The 15,947-nt window shown below is 73.2% G+C and carries 20 protein-coding genes; 6 read left to right on the top strand and 14 right to left on the bottom strand.

What is annotated here, in order from left to right:
• Positions 1–69: 69 nt before the first annotated feature.
• A complete protein-coding gene (locus IE134_RS16295) occupies positions 70–1,077 on the top strand; it encodes a PHP domain-containing protein (protein ID WP_098895113.1) in 1,008 nt (335 codons plus the stop codon).
• A gap of 120 nt (positions 1,078–1,197) precedes the next feature.
• Here IE134_RS16295 and IE134_RS16290 read toward each other — a convergent pair whose 3' ends face one another.
• Together IE134_RS16290 and IE134_RS16285 are read right to left on the bottom strand one after the other, a co-directional pair.
• Complete coding sequence (locus IE134_RS16290) at positions 1,198–1,389, bottom strand: DUF6381 family protein (protein WP_030717507.1); 192 nt, start codon at positions 1,387–1,389, stop codon at positions 1,198–1,200.
• A 124-nt stretch (positions 1,390–1,513) separates the two neighbouring features.
• Positions 1,514–2,719: an FUSC family protein gene (locus IE134_RS16285; RefSeq protein ID WP_030717502.1), complete on the bottom strand. Its 1,206-nt coding sequence runs from the start codon at positions 2,717–2,719 to the stop codon at positions 1,514–1,516.
• 128 nt (positions 2,720–2,847) lie between these two features.
• On the opposite strand from IE134_RS16285, the gene IE134_RS16280 reads away from it, so the two are divergent.
• Positions 2,848–3,030 (top strand): DUF6480 family protein, encoded by a 183-nt coding sequence (locus IE134_RS16280; protein WP_030717499.1) that lies wholly within the window; start codon positions 2,848–2,850, stop codon positions 3,028–3,030.
• A complete protein-coding gene (locus IE134_RS16275; protein ID WP_189430862.1) occupies positions 3,027–3,698 on the top strand; it encodes an endonuclease in 672 nt (223 codons plus the stop codon). Before IE134_RS16280 ends, IE134_RS16275 begins: the two co-directional genes overlap by 4 nt.
• A 59-nt stretch (positions 3,699–3,757) precedes the next feature.
• On the opposite strand, the gene IE134_RS16270 is transcribed toward IE134_RS16275, so the two are convergent.
• Together IE134_RS16270 and IE134_RS16265 are read right to left on the bottom strand one after the other, a co-directional pair.
• Positions 3,758–3,937 carry a hypothetical protein gene (locus tag IE134_RS16270; RefSeq protein WP_030717493.1) on the bottom strand — a complete coding sequence of 60 codons (180 nt, stop codon included), beginning with the start codon at positions 3,935–3,937 and terminating at the stop codon, positions 3,758–3,760.
• A gap of 76 nt (positions 3,938–4,013) precedes the next feature.
• Positions 4,014–4,391, bottom strand: a complete 378-nt coding sequence (locus IE134_RS16265) for a hypothetical protein (protein WP_010059143.1) — start codon at positions 4,389–4,391, stop codon at positions 4,014–4,016.
• A gap of 99 nt (positions 4,392–4,490) precedes the next feature.
• Between IE134_RS16265 and IE134_RS16260 the strand changes: the two genes are divergently transcribed.
• On the top strand, positions 4,491–4,862 hold the full coding sequence (locus IE134_RS16260; RefSeq protein ID WP_030717491.1) for a DUF779 domain-containing protein: 372 nt from the start codon (positions 4,491–4,493) through the stop codon (positions 4,860–4,862).
• A gap of 16 nt (positions 4,863–4,878) precedes the next feature.
• Here the strand turns inward: IE134_RS16260 and IE134_RS16255 are convergent, their stop codons facing one another.
• The 6 genes from IE134_RS16255 to IE134_RS16230 all read right to left on the bottom strand — a co-directional run bounded on the left by IE134_RS16255 (position 4,879) and on the right by IE134_RS16230 (position 10,519).
• A complete protein-coding gene (locus tag IE134_RS16255) occupies positions 4,879–6,468 on the bottom strand; it encodes a hypothetical protein (protein WP_189430861.1) in 1,590 nt (529 codons plus the stop codon).
• A gap of 135 nt (positions 6,469–6,603) precedes the next feature.
• Positions 6,604–7,344 (bottom strand): hypothetical protein, encoded by a 741-nt coding sequence (locus tag IE134_RS16250; protein ID WP_030717481.1) that lies wholly within the window; start codon positions 7,342–7,344, stop codon positions 6,604–6,606.
• A 39-nt stretch (positions 7,345–7,383) separates the two neighbouring features.
• The gene (locus IE134_RS16245; RefSeq protein ID WP_010059139.1) at positions 7,384–7,578 is read right to left on the bottom strand and encodes a hypothetical protein; all 195 of its coding nucleotides are present in this window, start codon (positions 7,576–7,578) and stop codon (positions 7,384–7,386) included.
• Between the two features lie 117 nt (positions 7,579–7,695).
• Complete coding sequence (locus IE134_RS16240; protein WP_030717478.1) at positions 7,696–8,568, bottom strand: phosphatidylinositol-specific phospholipase C/glycerophosphodiester phosphodiesterase family protein; 873 nt, start codon at positions 8,566–8,568, stop codon at positions 7,696–7,698.
• A gap of 149 nt (positions 8,569–8,717) precedes the next feature.
• Positions 8,718–9,620 carry a serine hydrolase gene (locus IE134_RS16235; RefSeq protein ID WP_030717476.1) on the bottom strand — a complete coding sequence of 301 codons (903 nt, stop codon included), beginning with the start codon at positions 9,618–9,620 and terminating at the stop codon, positions 8,718–8,720.
• Entirely contained in the window at positions 9,617–10,519 is a 903-nt protein-coding gene (locus IE134_RS16230) for a LysR family transcriptional regulator (protein ID WP_126931850.1), read from the bottom strand. Before IE134_RS16230 ends, IE134_RS16235 begins: the two co-directional genes overlap by 4 nt.
• A 165-nt stretch (positions 10,520–10,684) precedes the next feature.
• On the opposite strand from IE134_RS16230, the gene bla reads away from it, so the two are divergent.
• On the top strand, positions 10,685–11,620 hold the full coding sequence (gene bla / locus IE134_RS16225; protein ID WP_126931851.1) for a class A beta-lactamase: 936 nt from the start codon (positions 10,685–10,687) through the stop codon (positions 11,618–11,620).
• Positions 11,621–11,791: 171 nt separating this feature from the next.
• Positions 11,792–12,442, top strand: coding sequence for a GPR1/FUN34/YaaH family transporter (locus IE134_RS16220; RefSeq protein ID WP_010059131.1), 651 nt, complete (start codon positions 11,792–11,794; stop codon positions 12,440–12,442).
• On the opposite strand, the gene IE134_RS16215 is transcribed toward IE134_RS16220, so the two are convergent.
• The 4 genes from IE134_RS16215 to IE134_RS16200 are packed head-to-tail and all read right to left on the bottom strand — an operon-like array spanning position 12,399 to position 15,924.
• The gene (locus tag IE134_RS16215; RefSeq protein ID WP_032769054.1) at positions 12,399–13,118 is read right to left on the bottom strand and encodes an ABC transporter ATP-binding protein; all 720 of its coding nucleotides are present in this window, start codon (positions 13,116–13,118) and stop codon (positions 12,399–12,401) included. The genes IE134_RS16220 and IE134_RS16215 overlap by 44 nt on opposite strands.
• The gene (locus IE134_RS16210; RefSeq protein WP_030717469.1) at positions 13,111–14,112 is read right to left on the bottom strand and encodes an ABC transporter ATP-binding protein; all 1,002 of its coding nucleotides are present in this window, start codon (positions 14,110–14,112) and stop codon (positions 13,111–13,113) included. Before IE134_RS16210 ends, IE134_RS16215 begins: the two co-directional genes overlap by 8 nt.
• Complete coding sequence (locus IE134_RS16205) at positions 14,109–14,966, bottom strand: ABC transporter permease (protein WP_030717466.1); 858 nt, start codon at positions 14,964–14,966, stop codon at positions 14,109–14,111. Before IE134_RS16205 ends, IE134_RS16210 begins: the two co-directional genes overlap by 4 nt.
• Positions 14,959–15,924: an ABC transporter permease gene (locus IE134_RS16200; RefSeq protein WP_030717464.1), complete on the bottom strand. Its 966-nt coding sequence runs from the start codon at positions 15,922–15,924 to the stop codon at positions 14,959–14,961. The genes IE134_RS16205 and IE134_RS16200 overlap by 8 nt, the downstream gene beginning before the upstream one ends.
• Between the last annotated feature and the right edge of the window lie 23 nt (positions 15,925–15,947).

Below are 15,947 nucleotides of genomic sequence, written 5' to 3'. Positions count from 1 at the left end.
TGCTGGTGGGGCGGGCGGTGCGCCCGGCGGACCGGCGCCGGGCCGCAGACACTTCTGGTGGAGGTGCCGATGGATCCCGTCACCGCACTGCGGCGGATCGCGTTCCTGCTGGAGCGTTCGCAGGCCGCCACCTACCGGGTGAAGGCCTTCCGTACGGCTGCCGCCGCCGTGGACGCCATGGCCGCCGGAGAGGCGGCCGAGCGGGTGGCCGCGAAGTCGCTGGAGCGGGTCCCCGGCATCGGGCCGCGTACGGCCGAGGTGATCCGTGAGGCCCTGGCGGGGAAGACGCCCGGGTATCTGGACCGGCTGGAGAAGGAGGCCGCGGCCGAGCCGCCCGTCGAGGCGGGCGAGGACCTCTTCGCGCGGCTGACGGGCGACTGCCACATGCACTCGGACTGGTCGGACGGGGGCAGCCCGATCGAGGAGATGGGCCGGACCGCCGCGGAGCTGGGCCACGCGTGGGCCGTCCTCACCGACCACTCGCCCCGGCTGACGGTGGCCAAGGGGCTGTCGCCGGAGCGGCTGCGGGAGCAGCTGGAGGTGGTGGAACGGCTCAACGAGGAGTGGGCCCCGTTCCGGCTGCTGACGGGGATCGAGTGCGACATCCTGCCGGACGGCTCGCTCGACCAGGAGGACGAACTGCTGGAACGGGTCGACGTGGTGGTGGTCTCGGTCCACTCCAAACTGCGGATGGACCCGGCCCCGATGACACGGCGGCTGGAAGCGGCCGTGCGCCATCCGCGGGCGCATGTGCTCGGCCACTGCACGGGACGCCTGCTGGACGGGCGTGGCCGGCCCGAGTCGCGGTTCGACGCGGACCGGGTCTTCGCGGCCTGCGCCGAGGCCGGAACGGCGGTGGAGATCAACTGCCGCCCGGAGCGGCAGGACCCGCCCCTGCGGCTGCTGCGCGCGGCCGTCGCGGCGGGAACGCTGTTCGCGATCGATACGGACGCACACGCCCCGGGGCAGCTCGACTGGCAGCGGTCGGGGTGCGCCCGTGCCGAGGAGTGCGGGGTCCCGGCGGACCGGGTGGTGACTACCTGGAGCGCGGAACGGCTCCTGGAGTGGGCCGGCTGACCCCGCGCCCGGGGCTGCTCACGTGGCACGGGCCGGCCCGACCCCCTCGGCACCGCACGCGCCCGCCCGCCCCCGGACATGTGTCTCCGGGAGCGGGCGGATGGGCAGGCGTCGGCGGGGCTACTTCTGGGGGTAGATGTCCCCTGCCTCCATGGCGCTCTGCTGCTCGCTCCGGTCCCGGATCGTCCGGGACTTCTTCTCCAGCCGCTCGCGCTCCTGCGGGTCGCTCGCGCGCTCTGCCTCCTCGTGGAGCTGCTGGGCCTTCTCACGCATCTGCCGAGCCAGGTCGGCGGGTTCGTCCGAACCGCTCATCACCACTCCTTGCACGCCGGGTACGGGACCTCTGCCCCCAGCGAACCAGCGACCGGCCGCCTCCGCATCCCGCGTGGCCGGGGCCCGGTCGCCGGAATCGGTGGTGCCGGCGCGGCGCGGGCGGTCAGACAGGCTGCCGGCCGAGACGTTGCAGAAGCGCGCGCAGCCGGGGGTGGCGCGCGTGCGCCTCGCCCGAGCGGCGGTCCAGCTCCTCGCCGAGCCGTTTGGTGCGCTCCTCGATGTCGAGTTCGGCCAGCACCCGGTCGATCTCGGCGAGCAGAGCGCCGTGCAGCTGCCACTGGCGCGGGTGCTCCTGGACGTCCTCCAGCAGCAGGTCGGCCACCAGGTCCCGGGTGGCGCGGCTGCGGACGAGCGCCTCGGCGAGCCGTTCCTCGGCCGCCTCCGCGTCGGCGGCGAGCTGGGTGGTGACCAGGACGGCGAAGCTCTCGATCGCCTCGGCGAGATGGCCGAAGAGTTCCTGGAGCAGTTCCGCCACATCGGCCGGGAAGAGTGACTCCTCGGTGCGGGCCTTCGCGAGGTCGGTGAGGGTGCGGGACAGGACGCGCAGGACGACGGCGCAGATCTCCAAGGTGTCGAGCCCCGTGCGCAGGACGACCCGGTGGAGCAGCCCCTGTCTCACCCTGGGGTTGAGGGTGAGACTTTCCTCCGCCTGACGCAGGGAGGCGTCGACCTCCACGATGTCGTGGTCGAGCCTGCGGGCCTCGTGCAGCCGGGCGGCGGCGCGGGAGACGGGGTTGTTCCCCACGACCTCCTCGCCCATGCTGCGCAGCATCGTGCCCATCCGGGCGGCGAGCGACTCGATGGAGGAGCCGGCCGGGCCGACCCAGACGGGCGGGGCGAGGAGCAGGTTGAACAGGAGCCCGACCACAGCTCCGATGAGCGTCTCCCACACCCGGTCCCAGGCGGTGTCGGCGACCTGGGAGACGCCGAGGACGAGCATCGCGCTGATCGCCACCTCGGGCACGAACTCGTTGACCCGGACCAGTCGTCCGATCAGCAGTGACGTGAAGATGGTGAGGCCGAGGCTCCACCAGCTCAGACCCACCAGGGAGCTGAAGCCGATGGCGATGAGGACGCCGACGATGACCGAGTTCACGCGGCGGATGCCGGTCGTGAGGGTCGCGTAGAGGGTCACCTGGACGACAAGGAGCGCGGTGAGGGGCGCGGTGAGCGGGGCCGGTTCGGGCAGGAGCCAGACGGCCGCGGAGTAGGCGATGACGGCGGCGGCCGTCGAGCGCAGCGTCTGCACCCCGGCGGGTTCGGTGGTGCGCTGCACGAGCTTGACGACGGGGGCGGAGACTCGGGGCATTCCTTGACGGTGCCCCGATTCGCCCCGCCGCAGCGCTCCGTTCGGCCGGGCTCCGCCGTACGGCCCCGCATCCGGGTGCGGGAACCGGACGGCGTGCGCGGGGCCGCGGTCGGAGAGACCCTGGAGGCATGGCTGTACTACTGAACCCCCCAGGAGAGACACCGCCGGCCGAGGGCTCCATCAGCGAGGCCCACGAGGAACGGGCAGACGGAGGGCTGTGGGAGCACCCAGGCGTCTGGACCGCCCTGATCGTGCTGGGAGCGCTCGTGGTCGCCGGATTCTTCCTCGCCCGGATCTTCGGTTACGGATGACCGGCACGGCGTCCCCATCGGCGCGCCGGATCACCGACGCGCTGCTGGAGGAGTGCGGGCGGACGTATGCGGCGGAGGCCGGGATCCGGCTGCGCGACACCCCGCAGCCGCTCTACCAGCTTCTGGTGCTGAGCCATCTGCTGAGCGCCCGGATCCGTGCCTCGGTCGCCGTGGCCGCCGCGCGGGCGTTGTTCGGGCACGGGATGCGCACCCCTCGCCGCATGGCGGACGCGACCTGGCAGCAGCGTGTGGACGCGTTGGGCGAGGGAGGTTACCGCCGCTACGACGAGCGGACCTCGACCCAACTCGGTGAGGGCGCCCGCCTCGTCCTCGACGTCTGGAAGGGCGACCTGCGTCGGCTGCGCGCGGAGGCGGACGGCGACACGGAGGTGCTGCGGGCGGGGCTCCGGCGTGTCCAGGGGATCGGACCGGCGGGCGCCGACATCTTCGTACGCGAGGTACAGGCCGTGTGGCCGGAGACCGGGTTCTGGGTCGGCGCGAAGGGGATACAGGGGGCCGAGCGGCTCGGTCTGCCGACCTCCGGCGATCGGCTCCTCGACGTGGCACGCGACCGGGACCGGGCCGCGTTCGCCGCGGCACTGGTCAGGGCGGCTCTCGACCGGGAGACCGCCGAAACGGTCCGGGAAGCGGCCCTCGCCCGGTCGTGACCTCGGCCATGGCGAAGTCGCCCGGCCGTACGGTGACGGCACGGGCGCCTCGCGCACTCTCAGCGGCCGGAAGCAGCCCGCGACGCGCGTGCCAGGGCCTCCTCGCGGCGGGCCTCAGCCTGTTCCCTCCTGCCCTCGGCCTTCAGCCGCTCGTTCTCGAGGGCGATGCCGTCCGATTCCTTGATCATGCCTTTGAGCCGCCGCGCCTTGGCGCGGGCTATGTCGGTGCTCTTTCCCACAGCTGCCTCCATGCCGCGAGGGAGATACGCGCTTCCTCCCTCCACTATGCATACGCGCGCCGTGAAACGCAGGGGGCTACAGCAGGGGATTGTCGTCGTCGTCCGGACCGCCGCCCTCGACCCGCAACGCGAGGTCCTGGAGGACGTCGGCCGACGACACGTCGGTCTGCCCGGAGTCATGGACCTGGGCCAGCATCGTGAACGCGAGGGTGAAGGCGCTCACGAGCTGTTCGACCGCACCGCCGACCTCGCGCCCGACGACGGCGACCACCTCCTCGACGGAGAAGTCGTCGGGGATGGCGATGTGGGGCATCGTCTCGTTCAGCAGGGCGGTGACGGCGCCCGCTCCCGCGTCCAGATCTTCCCGTTCGAGGTCCGCCTCCAGCAGGCGCTGCATTTCGCGCGCCTCTGTGAGGATGCCGATCACGCGCTTCACGACTTCCCGTTGCTCCATGGGCGCCAGCCTAGGGTGTGCAACCCGGTCGCAACGTCCGGTCGAGTTGACTTGCGTCCGGTTGTCGCAGCGCTGCCACGGCCGGAAAGGGGCAGGTCCATGGAGTGTGACCCGGAATCACCCGCCGTCGAGCTGACACCCGCCGCGGCCGGTCTGCTGCGGCGGCTGCGGGCGGACCACGGCCCGTTGATGTTCCATCAGTCGGGTGGCTGCTGCGACGGCAGCGCGCCGATGTGCTACCCGGCGGGTGAGTTCCGTACCGGGGACGCCGATGTGCTGCTGGCGGAACTCGCCGTCGAAGGCATGGCCGAAAGGGTGCCTTTCTGGATGTCGCGGAGCCAGTACGCGGTGTGGGCGCACACCCGCCTGATCGTGGACGTGGTGGAGGGCCGCGGCAGCGGGTTCTCGCTGGAGGCCCCGGAAGGGGTGCGCTTCCTCATCCGTTCCCGCCTGGTGGAGGGGAACGGATGAGGAGGCGTGCTGCCCGTCAGGCGGTGTCGCGCACCGCGACGATGCCGTTGAAGACACCCGCGTACGCGGTGCCGTCGGGGCCGATGGTGATGGGCGCCCAGTTGTTGTCGTAGGCGGGCCCGGTGCCGGTGAGGGTGCGCCAGCGGCGCTCGCCGGTACGGAAGTCGACGGCGGTCAGGTACCAGGCGTCGATGCCCAGGGCGTTGGGTTCCTTCTCGTAGAAGTAGAGGAGCCCGTTGGCCGTGGACAGCTTCGGCACGGTGGAGGGCGAGCGGACGGCGCTCTCCCACACCGTGTCGCAGCCGCTGCCGTCGGGCCGTACGTCGATCCGGGTGGCGCCGCCGACGACGCTGCGGCCCAGCAGCAGGGAGGTGGGGTTCTCGTAGCCGTAGTTGTTCTCGACGACGAGGCTGTCGCCCCAGCTGATCAGCGAGTTGTCGGTGGTGGAGCGGCCGTGGCCGAAGACCGGGACCGAGCAGACCAGGCGACGGTCGGCGGGGACGTCCGTGCCCCGGCGGAAGACCAGGACGTTCATCCGGTCGTCCGCGTTGTCGGTGATCGCGACGTATTGCTCGTCGGTCCCGAACAGGTCCGGGGTGGTGCCGGAGCCCTGGTTGACCGAGCCGGGTTTGGTGCCGGTGCCCCGGTCGTAGGTCTGCCGCCACTGGATGCGCGGGGTGCCGTCCGCTGCGGCCGTGAAGCTGTAGAGGGCGTGGTCGGAGACGATGGAGACCGCGTCCCGGTCCACGGAGAACGAGTTCTGGATCTCCTCGCCGTCGAGCCGGACGGACCGGATCGCCGAGGTGTCCGGGTCGACCGTGCCGACCCGGCCGAGCCGGGTGACCCACCAGATCCGGCCCTGCCAGTCGGGCATCACGGAGGTCACCGGGTCGCAGACGCCACTGGGGAAGAGGTTGGTCCAGGACACGCAGTCGTGCGGGACATGCCCGGTGAGGTCCCAGTCGTCCTCGACGACGAACTCCCAGCGGCCGTCCGCGTCCTGGCGGTGGGCGATGCGCAGGACATGCTGGCGCGAGTCGGCGAGGACGACCCGGTCCTGGTCGTCCAGGTAGAAGTAGGCGCCGCCCGAGGTGTCCTTGAAGATCTTCGAGAAGTCGAGCCGGGTGATCGCCTCGACGGTGGAGGAGCGCTGCGGCAGCTTGTACTCGGCCAGGGTGTCGAGCGTGCGCGGGTCGAGCAGCTTGAGCAGGAAGCCGGTGAACGTCCCGCAGACCGTGATCAGCCGGCCGGCCGCGTCGAAGGTCGCGGTCGCGCACTCGCCGCCGACCGGGGCGATCTTCTCGCTGGTCACCTCCGGGCTCCGGCCGAGCGGCCCGGCGTACGGGTGGGTGCCGCTGCCCGCCGCGTCCGCGTGCATGCCGCTGCGGCCGTTGGGGGCGAGGTACGGATGTTGCGGAGGCGCCTGCCCGGGGACCGGCGACGCGGTGGCGGGAGCACCTTCGTACCCCTTGACCAGGCGGTGGCCGGGGGCCTTGGGGATGTCGTCGGCCAGGGCCGGGGCCGTGGGCCCGGCCAGGGTGAGCGTGGCGACGGCGAGCGTCAGGGCCAGGGCACGGGCGAGCGCTCTGCGGTACGGCGGGGGCATCGGGCTCCTCGGTTACGGACGGGGGTCGCGCCGCCGCCCGACGTTAGGAGGAGGTCCGTGAAGTGTCCATGGAAACGAGGAGGGTTTCGCGGGCCCGACACGCTGCCGCAACATGCCCGGGCCGGGGTGGGTTCCTCAGCGCTGCGGGCGCTTGGGGCGGGAGCGGTTCTCCTGCATGGCCCGGCGGATCTCCGCGGCCGTGGAGCGGGCGTGCTCCGTGGTCGCCGTGTGGTCGGCGACCGAGGTGACGAAGCGGTGCAGCGGCTGCCGGCAGTGGGCGCAGGGGGCGTCGGTCGTGAGGTGGTAGCCGTCCTCGCACAGGGGGTCGGTGCAGGAGCCGGGCCGCAAGAGCTGTTCGGTGATGTCCTGGGCGCTCCACCGGCGGCGGCCGTCCTCGTCCAGCTCGCCCAGAGCGTGGGCCCAGCGGAGGTTCCAGCGCCGTTCGATGCGCTCGCGGAGCTGGGCGGCGCTGCGGACGGCGATCTCCTGGTGGATGAGGTCGTGGACGGTGCTGGGGACCCTGCCGCCGAGGGCCTGGAGGAGTTGGTGCGGCAGGGCCTGGAGGACATAGCCGCGGGGGTTGCTGCGGGCGTTCTCCCGCCAGCGGTCGCAGGAGCAGGAGCCGTCGGGGCGCCGGGGGGCGTGGCAGCGGCCGCACAGGCCGCGGCACTCGGCGCACAGCCCGCCGTCGAGGCCGTCCAGATGGGGCGCGGGGGCGCGGCCGCACTCGTGGCAGCAGGCCGCGCACGGTCCGCAGAGCCGCTCGTTGCCCGCCTTGGTCGTCCAGGTCCGCATCTGGCACCGGCAGCACAGGGCGGTGTTGCAGTACTCGTGGTGGGCGGCGCCCGAGTGCCGGCCGGGGGGCGGAAAAGACATCTGCCCATTGTGCGGGATGTCCGGGGCGGATGCGGACGGTCAGGGGTGCAGGCTGCTGACCAGGTCGGCGGTGGCCCCGACGCCGTCGTGGATGGTCGGCGCCATGCTCGTACCCGCGAGGAAGAAGCCCAGCAGAAGGCAGACCAGGGCGTGCGAGACCTTCAGTCCGCCGTTGCGCAGAAAGATCACCGCGAGGATCACCAGGAGCAGCACCAGCGAGATCGAAACGGCCATGACCAACCTCCTCCGCCGCGCCTGATTTGCGGCTTTCGGCCGCCAGTGTGGCGCAGCGGAGGGGCCGTTCGGCGCACTGGCGTGTCCGCCGAACGGGTACTTCCGGGAGGTGGCGCGTTACGAGATCAGCGCACTGCGGGCCCGCAGGAACTTCTCGAGCCCTGCCAGGTCGTCGGTGTTGAGGTGGTCGACCCCGGCGGCGAGCAGTTCGGACCAGACGGCCTCGCGTTCGGGGCCCGCCACGTCCGGGGTCGCCCAGAACCGGATGCGGCGGCCTTCACGGTGGGCGGTGGTGACGAGGGTGCGGAGCCGGTCGCGCTCGGCCAGGGGGAAGGGGCCCACGCCGAGCCAGCTGAAGTTCTGGGTCCAGTTGGCGCTGACGAGCGGAGCGAAGGAGGCGGGGGCCGGGGTGCCGAGGTCGTCGAGGCGCCCGTCGTAGAAGGCGAGGCGGGTGCGCTGGGCCTCCATCGGGGCCCGGGCGGCGCGGTCGCCGGAGATGACGGCGGTGACGGCTTTCGGGACGACGCGGCCGTGCTGGTAGCGGGTGAACATGCTCTGGTGGCGGCGCAGCTGCCGGTCCAGCTCGTGGTAGGCGGCGACGCCGTCGGCCTTGATGTCGATGAGGAGCTGCAGCGGGGCCCGGTGGTGCGGGTGGACGCCGCCGTGCCCGGCGCGGACGAGGGCGGCGAGCGGGTCGAGGTAGAGCGAGGCGAGGGTACGGGTGGGGTCGAGGGTGGCGGGTTCGTGGGCGACGAGCAGTTCGCCGTCGACCAGGAAGATGTCCGCCTCGACGCTGGTGAACCCGTGGGCGAGCGCGTCGTGCAGCGGGCGCGGGTGGAGGTAGTCGTTGTGCGCGTGGGCGTGGCGTAACGGACGCGGGCCGCGCGGGCGGGCGGGTGCGGCGACGGCCGTCGCGGTGGGGACGGCGACGCCCGCTGCGGCGGTGGCGAGGGCGACGGTGAGCGCGCGGCGGCGGGTGAGGTGGGCCATGGGGACTCCCTGAGCGGCGGACGGGGTCGCGTCGAGTATGGGGGCGCGACCGGCCCTTCCGTCAGGTACCTGACAGGTGTTCGGCGATGTTTCACGCCGTGGCCACCTCGGGGGCGCGGATCGGCGGCCGGATACGACCGGAGGGAGACCTACAGCTGTCGGAGATGGTCGCGCAGGCGCCGGGCGGCTTCGGCCATCAGCCCGTCGACGCCGGGCTGTGCGCCTGCCGGGACCGACGACTCGGTCAGGACGGCCACGGCGAAGGTCTGTCCGTCGGCGTGCTCCACGACGCCGATCTCATGCCGCAGGTTCAGCAGGGTGCCCGTCTTGGAGGACCAGCGGCTCGCGTCGGAACTGAAGTCCGGGGTCAGCCGGTGGCGCAGCACGTTGTGGGCCAGGAGGTCGCGGAGCCGTTCGGCCACTTCCGGATGGATCTTCGACGGGGTCCACACGGCCTGGAGGAGGTCGACGAAGGAGCGGGCGCTGCCGGTGTTGGCGCGGGTCGTGTCGAGTTGGGGCACCCGGTGGCCGCGGCCGCTGGTGCCCGCGTCGATGGCCAGCGCGTGGGCGAGGTGCACCTGGTCGGCGTCGAAACGCTCCACGGGCGTGTCGAACAGCTCCTCCGTGCGGTGCCGGACCGTGATCCCGCGCAGGCCGGCCTCCCGGAGGAGGTCGGCGACCCGGGCGGGCGGAGTGAGGTCGAACAGCGCGTCGGCGGCCGTCCCGTCGCTCAGACAGGTGCTGAGGTAGAGCAGGTCGTCGATCGCGATCCGGGCGGGGTGCCGGAAGCGGCTGAGGCCGGTCGGGCCCGGCGTGGTGACACGCCCGGGCGCCACGTCCAGCAGGGCCGCGCCGTCCAGCTCGCCGCGCCGGATGCGTTCGAGCGTGGCGAGCGCGAGGGGAACCTTGACCAGGGAGGCCGACGGCAGGTCCGTGTCCGGCTCGATGCCCAGCTCCTCCCCCGTGCCCAGGTCCCGTACCAGCAGGCACGCGCGCAGGCCGCCTTCGGACAGCCGGGCGCGCACGTCCCGCAGCAGGGCCTCGGTGTTCATGCCGCCTTCCCTCCCCCGGCGCCGGCCGGGTCGTCCGCGCCCAGGCAGCGGGCGATGGCCCCGCCCAGCCGCGCTTCCATGGGCAGGGGGTTGCCGTCCGCCACGACCGTGAGGGCGTAGCCCCGGCGCGGCGTCATCTCGCCGATGGGATGCCAGGCCAGGGCGAGTTCCTCCGCCTGGGCCCGGGAGCACAGCAGCAGGTCGTCGGAGCAGAGGACTTCGGCCGCGGCGGCCGTCAGGTCCGGTGCGGCGAGAACCTGCGCGGGCCGCAGGCCCACCGCGTCCCGCAGCCGCGTCAGGGGGTCGCGGATGTGGGGTACGTCGTCCTCCGGCTGGATCCAGACGCGGCGGGCCGGGCCCGGCGCACCCCGGCCGAGCCGCAGAGTCTCGACGTAGATCCGCCGCACCCCGCCGTCCCGCGCCCCGGCCAGCCCCAGCGGCACGGACCAGGGCGCCCCTTCGGCGGGTACGGCGAGCAGAGCGGCGCGCACCTGCTGGGCCTGGATGAGCTCTCTGCGGCGCGCCGGTCCGGCGGTCCGGAGGTCGAGCCGGACGCCGTGCCCCCGCGCCTCGGCGACCAGGCGTGCCAGGGCGGGCGCGGAGCAGATGGCGGGGACGGCCAGTCGCCAGGGCTTGTCCTTGACGGCTTCGGCCTCCTCCAGCAGCACGTCGGCTGCTTGGACGAGCTGTCTGGCGGCGGCCAGCATGTCGCGCCCGAAGGGGGTGAGCACCGCCCGCCGGGACGTGCGCTCGAACAGTTGCTCGCCGAAGTGCTCCTCCAGGGCCGCGACCCGGCGGCTCGCCACCGACTGGGACATCCCCGCGGCGGCCGCCCCGTCGGTGAAGCCGCCGTACTCGCTGACGCTGACGAACGCGCGGCATGCTCCGACCAGATCCACACCCCGAGCCTATGCGGTTTCGGCATGGAAACGCGCATGAGCGTATTGGACCGCATGACCGGAGGGGACGAAGGTGGCTTCGGCAGGCATGATCACGTACCGGGACGGAGTCGTGCGGCCCCGTCCCCGATGCGCTCCGGTCCGGAGCGCCAGGAGGTTTCGCCCATGCATCACCCCCGCGTCAGGACCGCCGTCGCCGGTCTGGCCGCCGCGCTGTCCCTCGTACCGCTGGCGGCCTGCGGGCAGAGCGACTCCACCGCGCCGCCCTCCTCCGCCAAGCCCGCCGCGAGCACGTCGGCCTCCGCTGCCGCCGCGAAGCCGTACACCGGCGACTTCAAGAAGCTGGAGCGGAAGTTCGACGCGCGGCTCGGCGTCTACGCGATCGACACCGGCACCGGGCGCGAGGTGACCCACAACGACCGGGGGCGCTTCGCCTACAACTCGACCTTCAAGGCGCTCCAGGCCGCGGTCGTGCTCAGCACCTACTCCCTGGACGGGATGGACAAGCGGGTGACCTACACCCGCGAGGACCTGGTCGCCAACTCCCCGGTGACCGAGAAGCACGTCGACACCGGCATGACGATGAAGGAGCTGTGCGACGCCTCCGTGCGCTACAGCGACAACACCGCGGCCAATCTCCTCTTCGACCACGTCGGCGGGCCCAAGGGCCTGGACGCCTCGCTGGAGAAGCTGGGCGACGACGTCACGCGGATGGACCGGGAGGAGCCGGACCTGAGCCGCTGGGTCCCCGGCGAGAAGCGGGACACCTCCACGCCCCGGGCGCTGGCCGAGGATCTGCGCGCGTTCGTCCTGGGCAAGGCCCTGCACCCACCGGAGCGGGCGCAGCTGACGACGTGGCTGCGGACCAACACCACCGGGGACGCGGTGATCAGGGCGGGTGTGCCGAAGAACTGGGTCGTCGGCGACAAGACCGGGACCGGCAGCTACTACGGGGCCCGCAACGACATCGCCGTGGTGTGGCCCCCGGACTCCGCGCCCATCGTGATCGCCGTCCTGTCGCACCGCGGTACGAAGGACGCGGAGCCGGACGACCGGCTGATCGCCGAAGCGGCCTCCGTGGTCGTCGACTCGCTGTCCTAGCGGGCGGGGACCGAACAGCGCCGCGTGGACCGGGGCCCCGGTCCACGCACCCGATTCGGTCCGGCCGAGCGCCCGGCCGGTGGCCACGGGCGCCGTGGGAACTCGTACGCTTGCGCGGTGACTCAGGAACCCCGCCCCGACAGCCCTTCAGAGCCGCTGACGACCGACGCCGTGACGCGGATCGTGCTGCGACCGATCGCCAGCCCGCTCCCACTGGGCTTCTTCGCCCTCGGCATGGGCAGTACGGTGCTGTCCTCCCTCCAACTCGGCTGGGTGCCGGCCGCGCAGAGCAGCATCCTGCTGCTCCTCGTCCTCATCTTCGTCGTGCCGCTCCAACTCGTCGGCGGAGTCTTCGCCTTCCTGGCCCGCGACGCCGGGGCGGGCACGGCGCTGCTGCTGCTCGGTGCCGCCTGGGCGGGGACGAGCGTGACGTCCCTGGACTCACCGCCCGGCAAGCCAGTGGTGGCCCAGGCCGTCTTCCTCCTGGCGCTCGTCCCCTTCGTGCTCGCGCTCGCCGGGGCGGCCGTGCAGTCCAAGCCCCTGTTCGCCGTCCTCCTCACCCTCACCGCGGTGCGCTTCGCCCTCACGGGCCTGTACGAGGCGGACCTGGGCACCTTCTTCCAGACGGCGGCGGGCTGGACCGGTCTCGGCATCGGGGTCTTCGCGCTCTACGGCGGACTCGCCCTGCTCGTCGAGGACAGCAAGCAGCGCACCGTGCTTCCCCTCTTCCGCCGCGGCAAGGCTCGCGAGTCCATCGAGGGCGACCTCCGCGAGCAGCTCACCGAGGCGCAGCAGGAGGCCGGAGTCCGCCACCAGCTGTGACGGGCCCGGCCGGCCCCTTCTCGGTCTCGCGCTCGTCCCAGCGGACCGTACGGTCGCACCAGCGCTCCAGCAGCACCCGGTCGTGGCCGACGGCCAGCAGGGCCGCCCCGGACGCGGCGCGGTAGCGCTCGACGACGGCGACCAGGGCGGCCGTGGTGGACGCGTCGAGCATCGCGGTCATCTCGTCGCAGATCAGCAACCGGGGCCGCAGCACCAAGGCTCGCGCCAGGCAGGCCCGCTGGAGCTGACCGTCGCTGACCGCGTGCGGGCGGCGGTCCAGCAGCTCGTCGGAGAGGCCGACCGACCGGGCCAGTTCCGCCACCCGCTCGGGGACGTCCCGGCGGCGGCCGGTGGACCGCAGCGGCTGGGCGATCAGCTCGCGCAGGCTGAGGCGGGGATCGGCGGAGAGCCGGGGCTGCTGGAAGACCACACCGACGGCGGTGCGCTGCTCACGCGGGGCGCGGTGCCGCCAGCCGCGTATCACCGTGCCGTCGAGGGTCATGGTTCCGGCGTCCGGGCGGTGCAGGAGCGCGGCGACCTTGGCCAGGGTGGACTTGCCGCAGCCGCTGGGGCCCAGCAGTCCGACCGCCTCGCCCGCTCCGACGTGCAGGGACACATCGCGGACGACGGGGTCGCGGCGGTCGTAGCCGGCGGTGATCCGGGTCAGCTCAAGCATCGGCGGACTCCTTCGACGGGGAGGATGCCCGGCCGGTCGGCGGGTGGTGACAGGCCAGGCCCGCCGTGAAGGCCGGGCGTTCGCCGGTGCAGCGGGCGTCGGCGTACGCACAGCGGTCGGCGAAGGCACAGCCCTCGGGCAGCGCCCCCAGCTCCGGCGGCATCCCGGGGATCGGGGTGAACTCCCGCTCGGGCAGGGCGTCCAGCAGGCCCTTGGCGTACGGGTGACGGGGGCCGGGTCCGCCGAAGAAGGCCTCCGCGTCCGCGATCTCGACGATCCGGCCCGCGTACATCACGGCGACCCGGTCGGCGATGCGTTCGGCGGCGGCCAGGTCGTGGGTGATGATCAGCAGCGCCCGGCCCTCGTCGGTGTGGCGGCGCAGTTCGTCCACGGTCCGCTCGACGAGGTCCCGGTCGAGTCCGGTGGTCGGTTCGTCGGCGAGCAGCAGCGGGGCGTCGCCGATCAGGGCGAGGGCGGTCGCGGCACGCTGGGCGAGGCCGCCGGAGAGCTCGTGCGGATAGCGGTCGAGGTGGCCCTCGGGGAACGAGGCGCGGGCGGCGGCCGCGACGGCGGCCTTCGGCAGCTCGCTGCCCCGCGCCCGGGTCAGCTCGCGCAGGCTCTCCTCCAGCTGGGCCCGGACGGTGCGCACGGGGGTGAGATGAGCGGCGGGGCTCTGCGGTACGAGGCCGATGCGCCGTCCCCGTACGGTGCGGGCGAGGGCGCGCTCGCCGATGGTGAGCAGGTCCGTGTCGCCGCCGAGCAGCGCGCTGCCGGTGGTCCGCGCGTTGGCGGGCAGCAGGCCGAGCAGGGCGGAGGCCAGGACGGACTTCCCACAGCCGCTCTCGCCGACCAGGGCGAGGCACTCCCCCGGCGCGACGGAGAAGCGGGCGTCGGTAACGGCGGCGATGTCCCGGCCGCCGCGCATCCGGAAGCGGACGGAGAGGTTCTGCACGTCGAGGACGGGCACAGCGGTGTTCTCGCGGGCGTCGGTCACAGCATCAGCTCCGATTTCCGGCGCGGGTTGATCCGGTCGCGCCAGGCTCCGGCGAGTCCCGCGAGCGCGAGGGTCGGGATGATCAGGAAGAGGCCGGGGAAGAGGGTCGGCCACCAGTCCCCCGCGAGCAGCGAACCGCGCGCGGACTGGACGAGGTTGCCGAGGCTGGCCTGGTGTGCCGGGAGGCCGAGCCCGAGGAAGGACAGCGCGGACTCGTGCCACATGGCGTGCGGAACCATCAGCACCGCCGCGAGGCCCGCCTGCGGCAGCACGCCGGGCAGCAGGTGGCGAACGATGACCCGGGTGCGGGAGGCGCCACCGGAGACGGCCGCGTCGATGAAGGGGCGCGAGCGCAGCGAGAGCACCTCGGAGCGGACGATCCGGGCGGTGGAGATCCAGTGCGTCAGGGCGACCGAGACGATCACCGGCCAGACGCCGGGCCGGAACATCGCGACGATGAAGATGCCGAGCAGCAGGTGCGGGATGGAGGACAGAGCGTCCACGACGCGCATCACGACCCGGTCCGTCCAACCGCCGAACGCCCCGGCGAGCGCGCCGATCGCGGTGCCGATGACGGTGGCGGTGAGGGCGGCGACCAGGCCGACGAGCAGGGAGACGCGCAGGCCGTAGACGCAGCGCAGCAGGAGGTCGCGGCCGACGTCGTCGGTGCCGAACGGGTGGGCGAGGGACGGCGGGTCGAGCTTGTTGGCCAGGTCGACGGCCTGCTGGTCGAGCTGGGCCAGCGGCGGGACGACGAGGACGGCGAGCGCGACGGCGGTGACGATCACCGCCGAGGTGACGACCCGGACGCGGCGGGTGGTGCGCCCGGGCTGGGCGAGTGCGGTCTCAGCCATCGAAAGCCACCCGGGGGTCGGCGAGTCCGTAGAGGAGGTCGGAGAGTAGGTTGCCGAGCAGGACGGCGGCGGTGGCGAGCACCGTGAGCGCGGCGAGCAGGGAGAAGTCCACCGAGGTGGCGGCCTGGACGGTGGCGGCGGCGATGCCGGGCCAGCTGAAGACCGTCTCGACGAGCAGGGCGCCGGTGATGAGTTCGGGGACGCGGGAGCCGATGAGGGTGAGCATCGGCAGCATCCCGGAGCGCAGGGCGTGGCCGAGGAGCACGGTGCGTTCGCTCAGTCCCCGGGCCCGGGCGCCGCGGACCGGGTCCTCGGCCAGCGCGTCGGCTACCCCTTGGCGTACGTACAGGAAGAACCACGGCATCTGCGAGATGCCGAGGACCGCCGCGGGCAGCACGAGGTGCGAGGCGACCTGGCCGAAGGTGACGACGTCGCTGGCGGCGTCGGTGAGCCCGCCGGCCGGCAGGACGTCGAGCTTCAGGGCGAAGAACCAGATGGCGAGCAGCCCGAGCCAGAAGGCGGGGGCGGCTTCCAGGGTGTACGCGACGGAGCTGACGCACCGGTCGAGCCAGCCGCCGGGCCGGCGGGCGGCCAGGACGCCGAGTCCGGTGCCGAGGAGGATCGCGATGAGGAAGGCGGTGGCGGCGAGCAGGACGGACCAGCCCATGCGCTCCGCGATGACGTCGGCGACGGGCTGGCGCATCACGCTGGAGTCGCCGAAGTCGCCCCGGAGCGCGGAGGTCAGCCAGTCCCACCAGCGGGCGACGAGCGGCTGGTCGACGCCGAGGTTGGCCCGCAGCTGGTCGAGGTTCTCCTGTGACGCGGTGAGCCCGGCGGTGCCCGCGTACGCCTTGACCGGGTCGAAGGGGGACGCGGCGGCGACGGCGAAGACGCCGAAGGTGACGACGCCGAGGACGGGGACGGCGAACAGGGCCCGCCGACCCGCCATCCGCGCCATCGGCCCCCAGGGGAGGCGACGGC

It is taken from the genome of Streptomyces rubiginosohelvolus, from assembly GCF_014649875.1.
Classification (GTDB): Bacteria; Actinomycetota; Actinomycetes; order Streptomycetales; family Streptomycetaceae; genus Streptomyces; species Streptomyces rubiginosohelvolus.
This window is presented reverse-complemented; position numbering and strand designations above follow the sequence as displayed.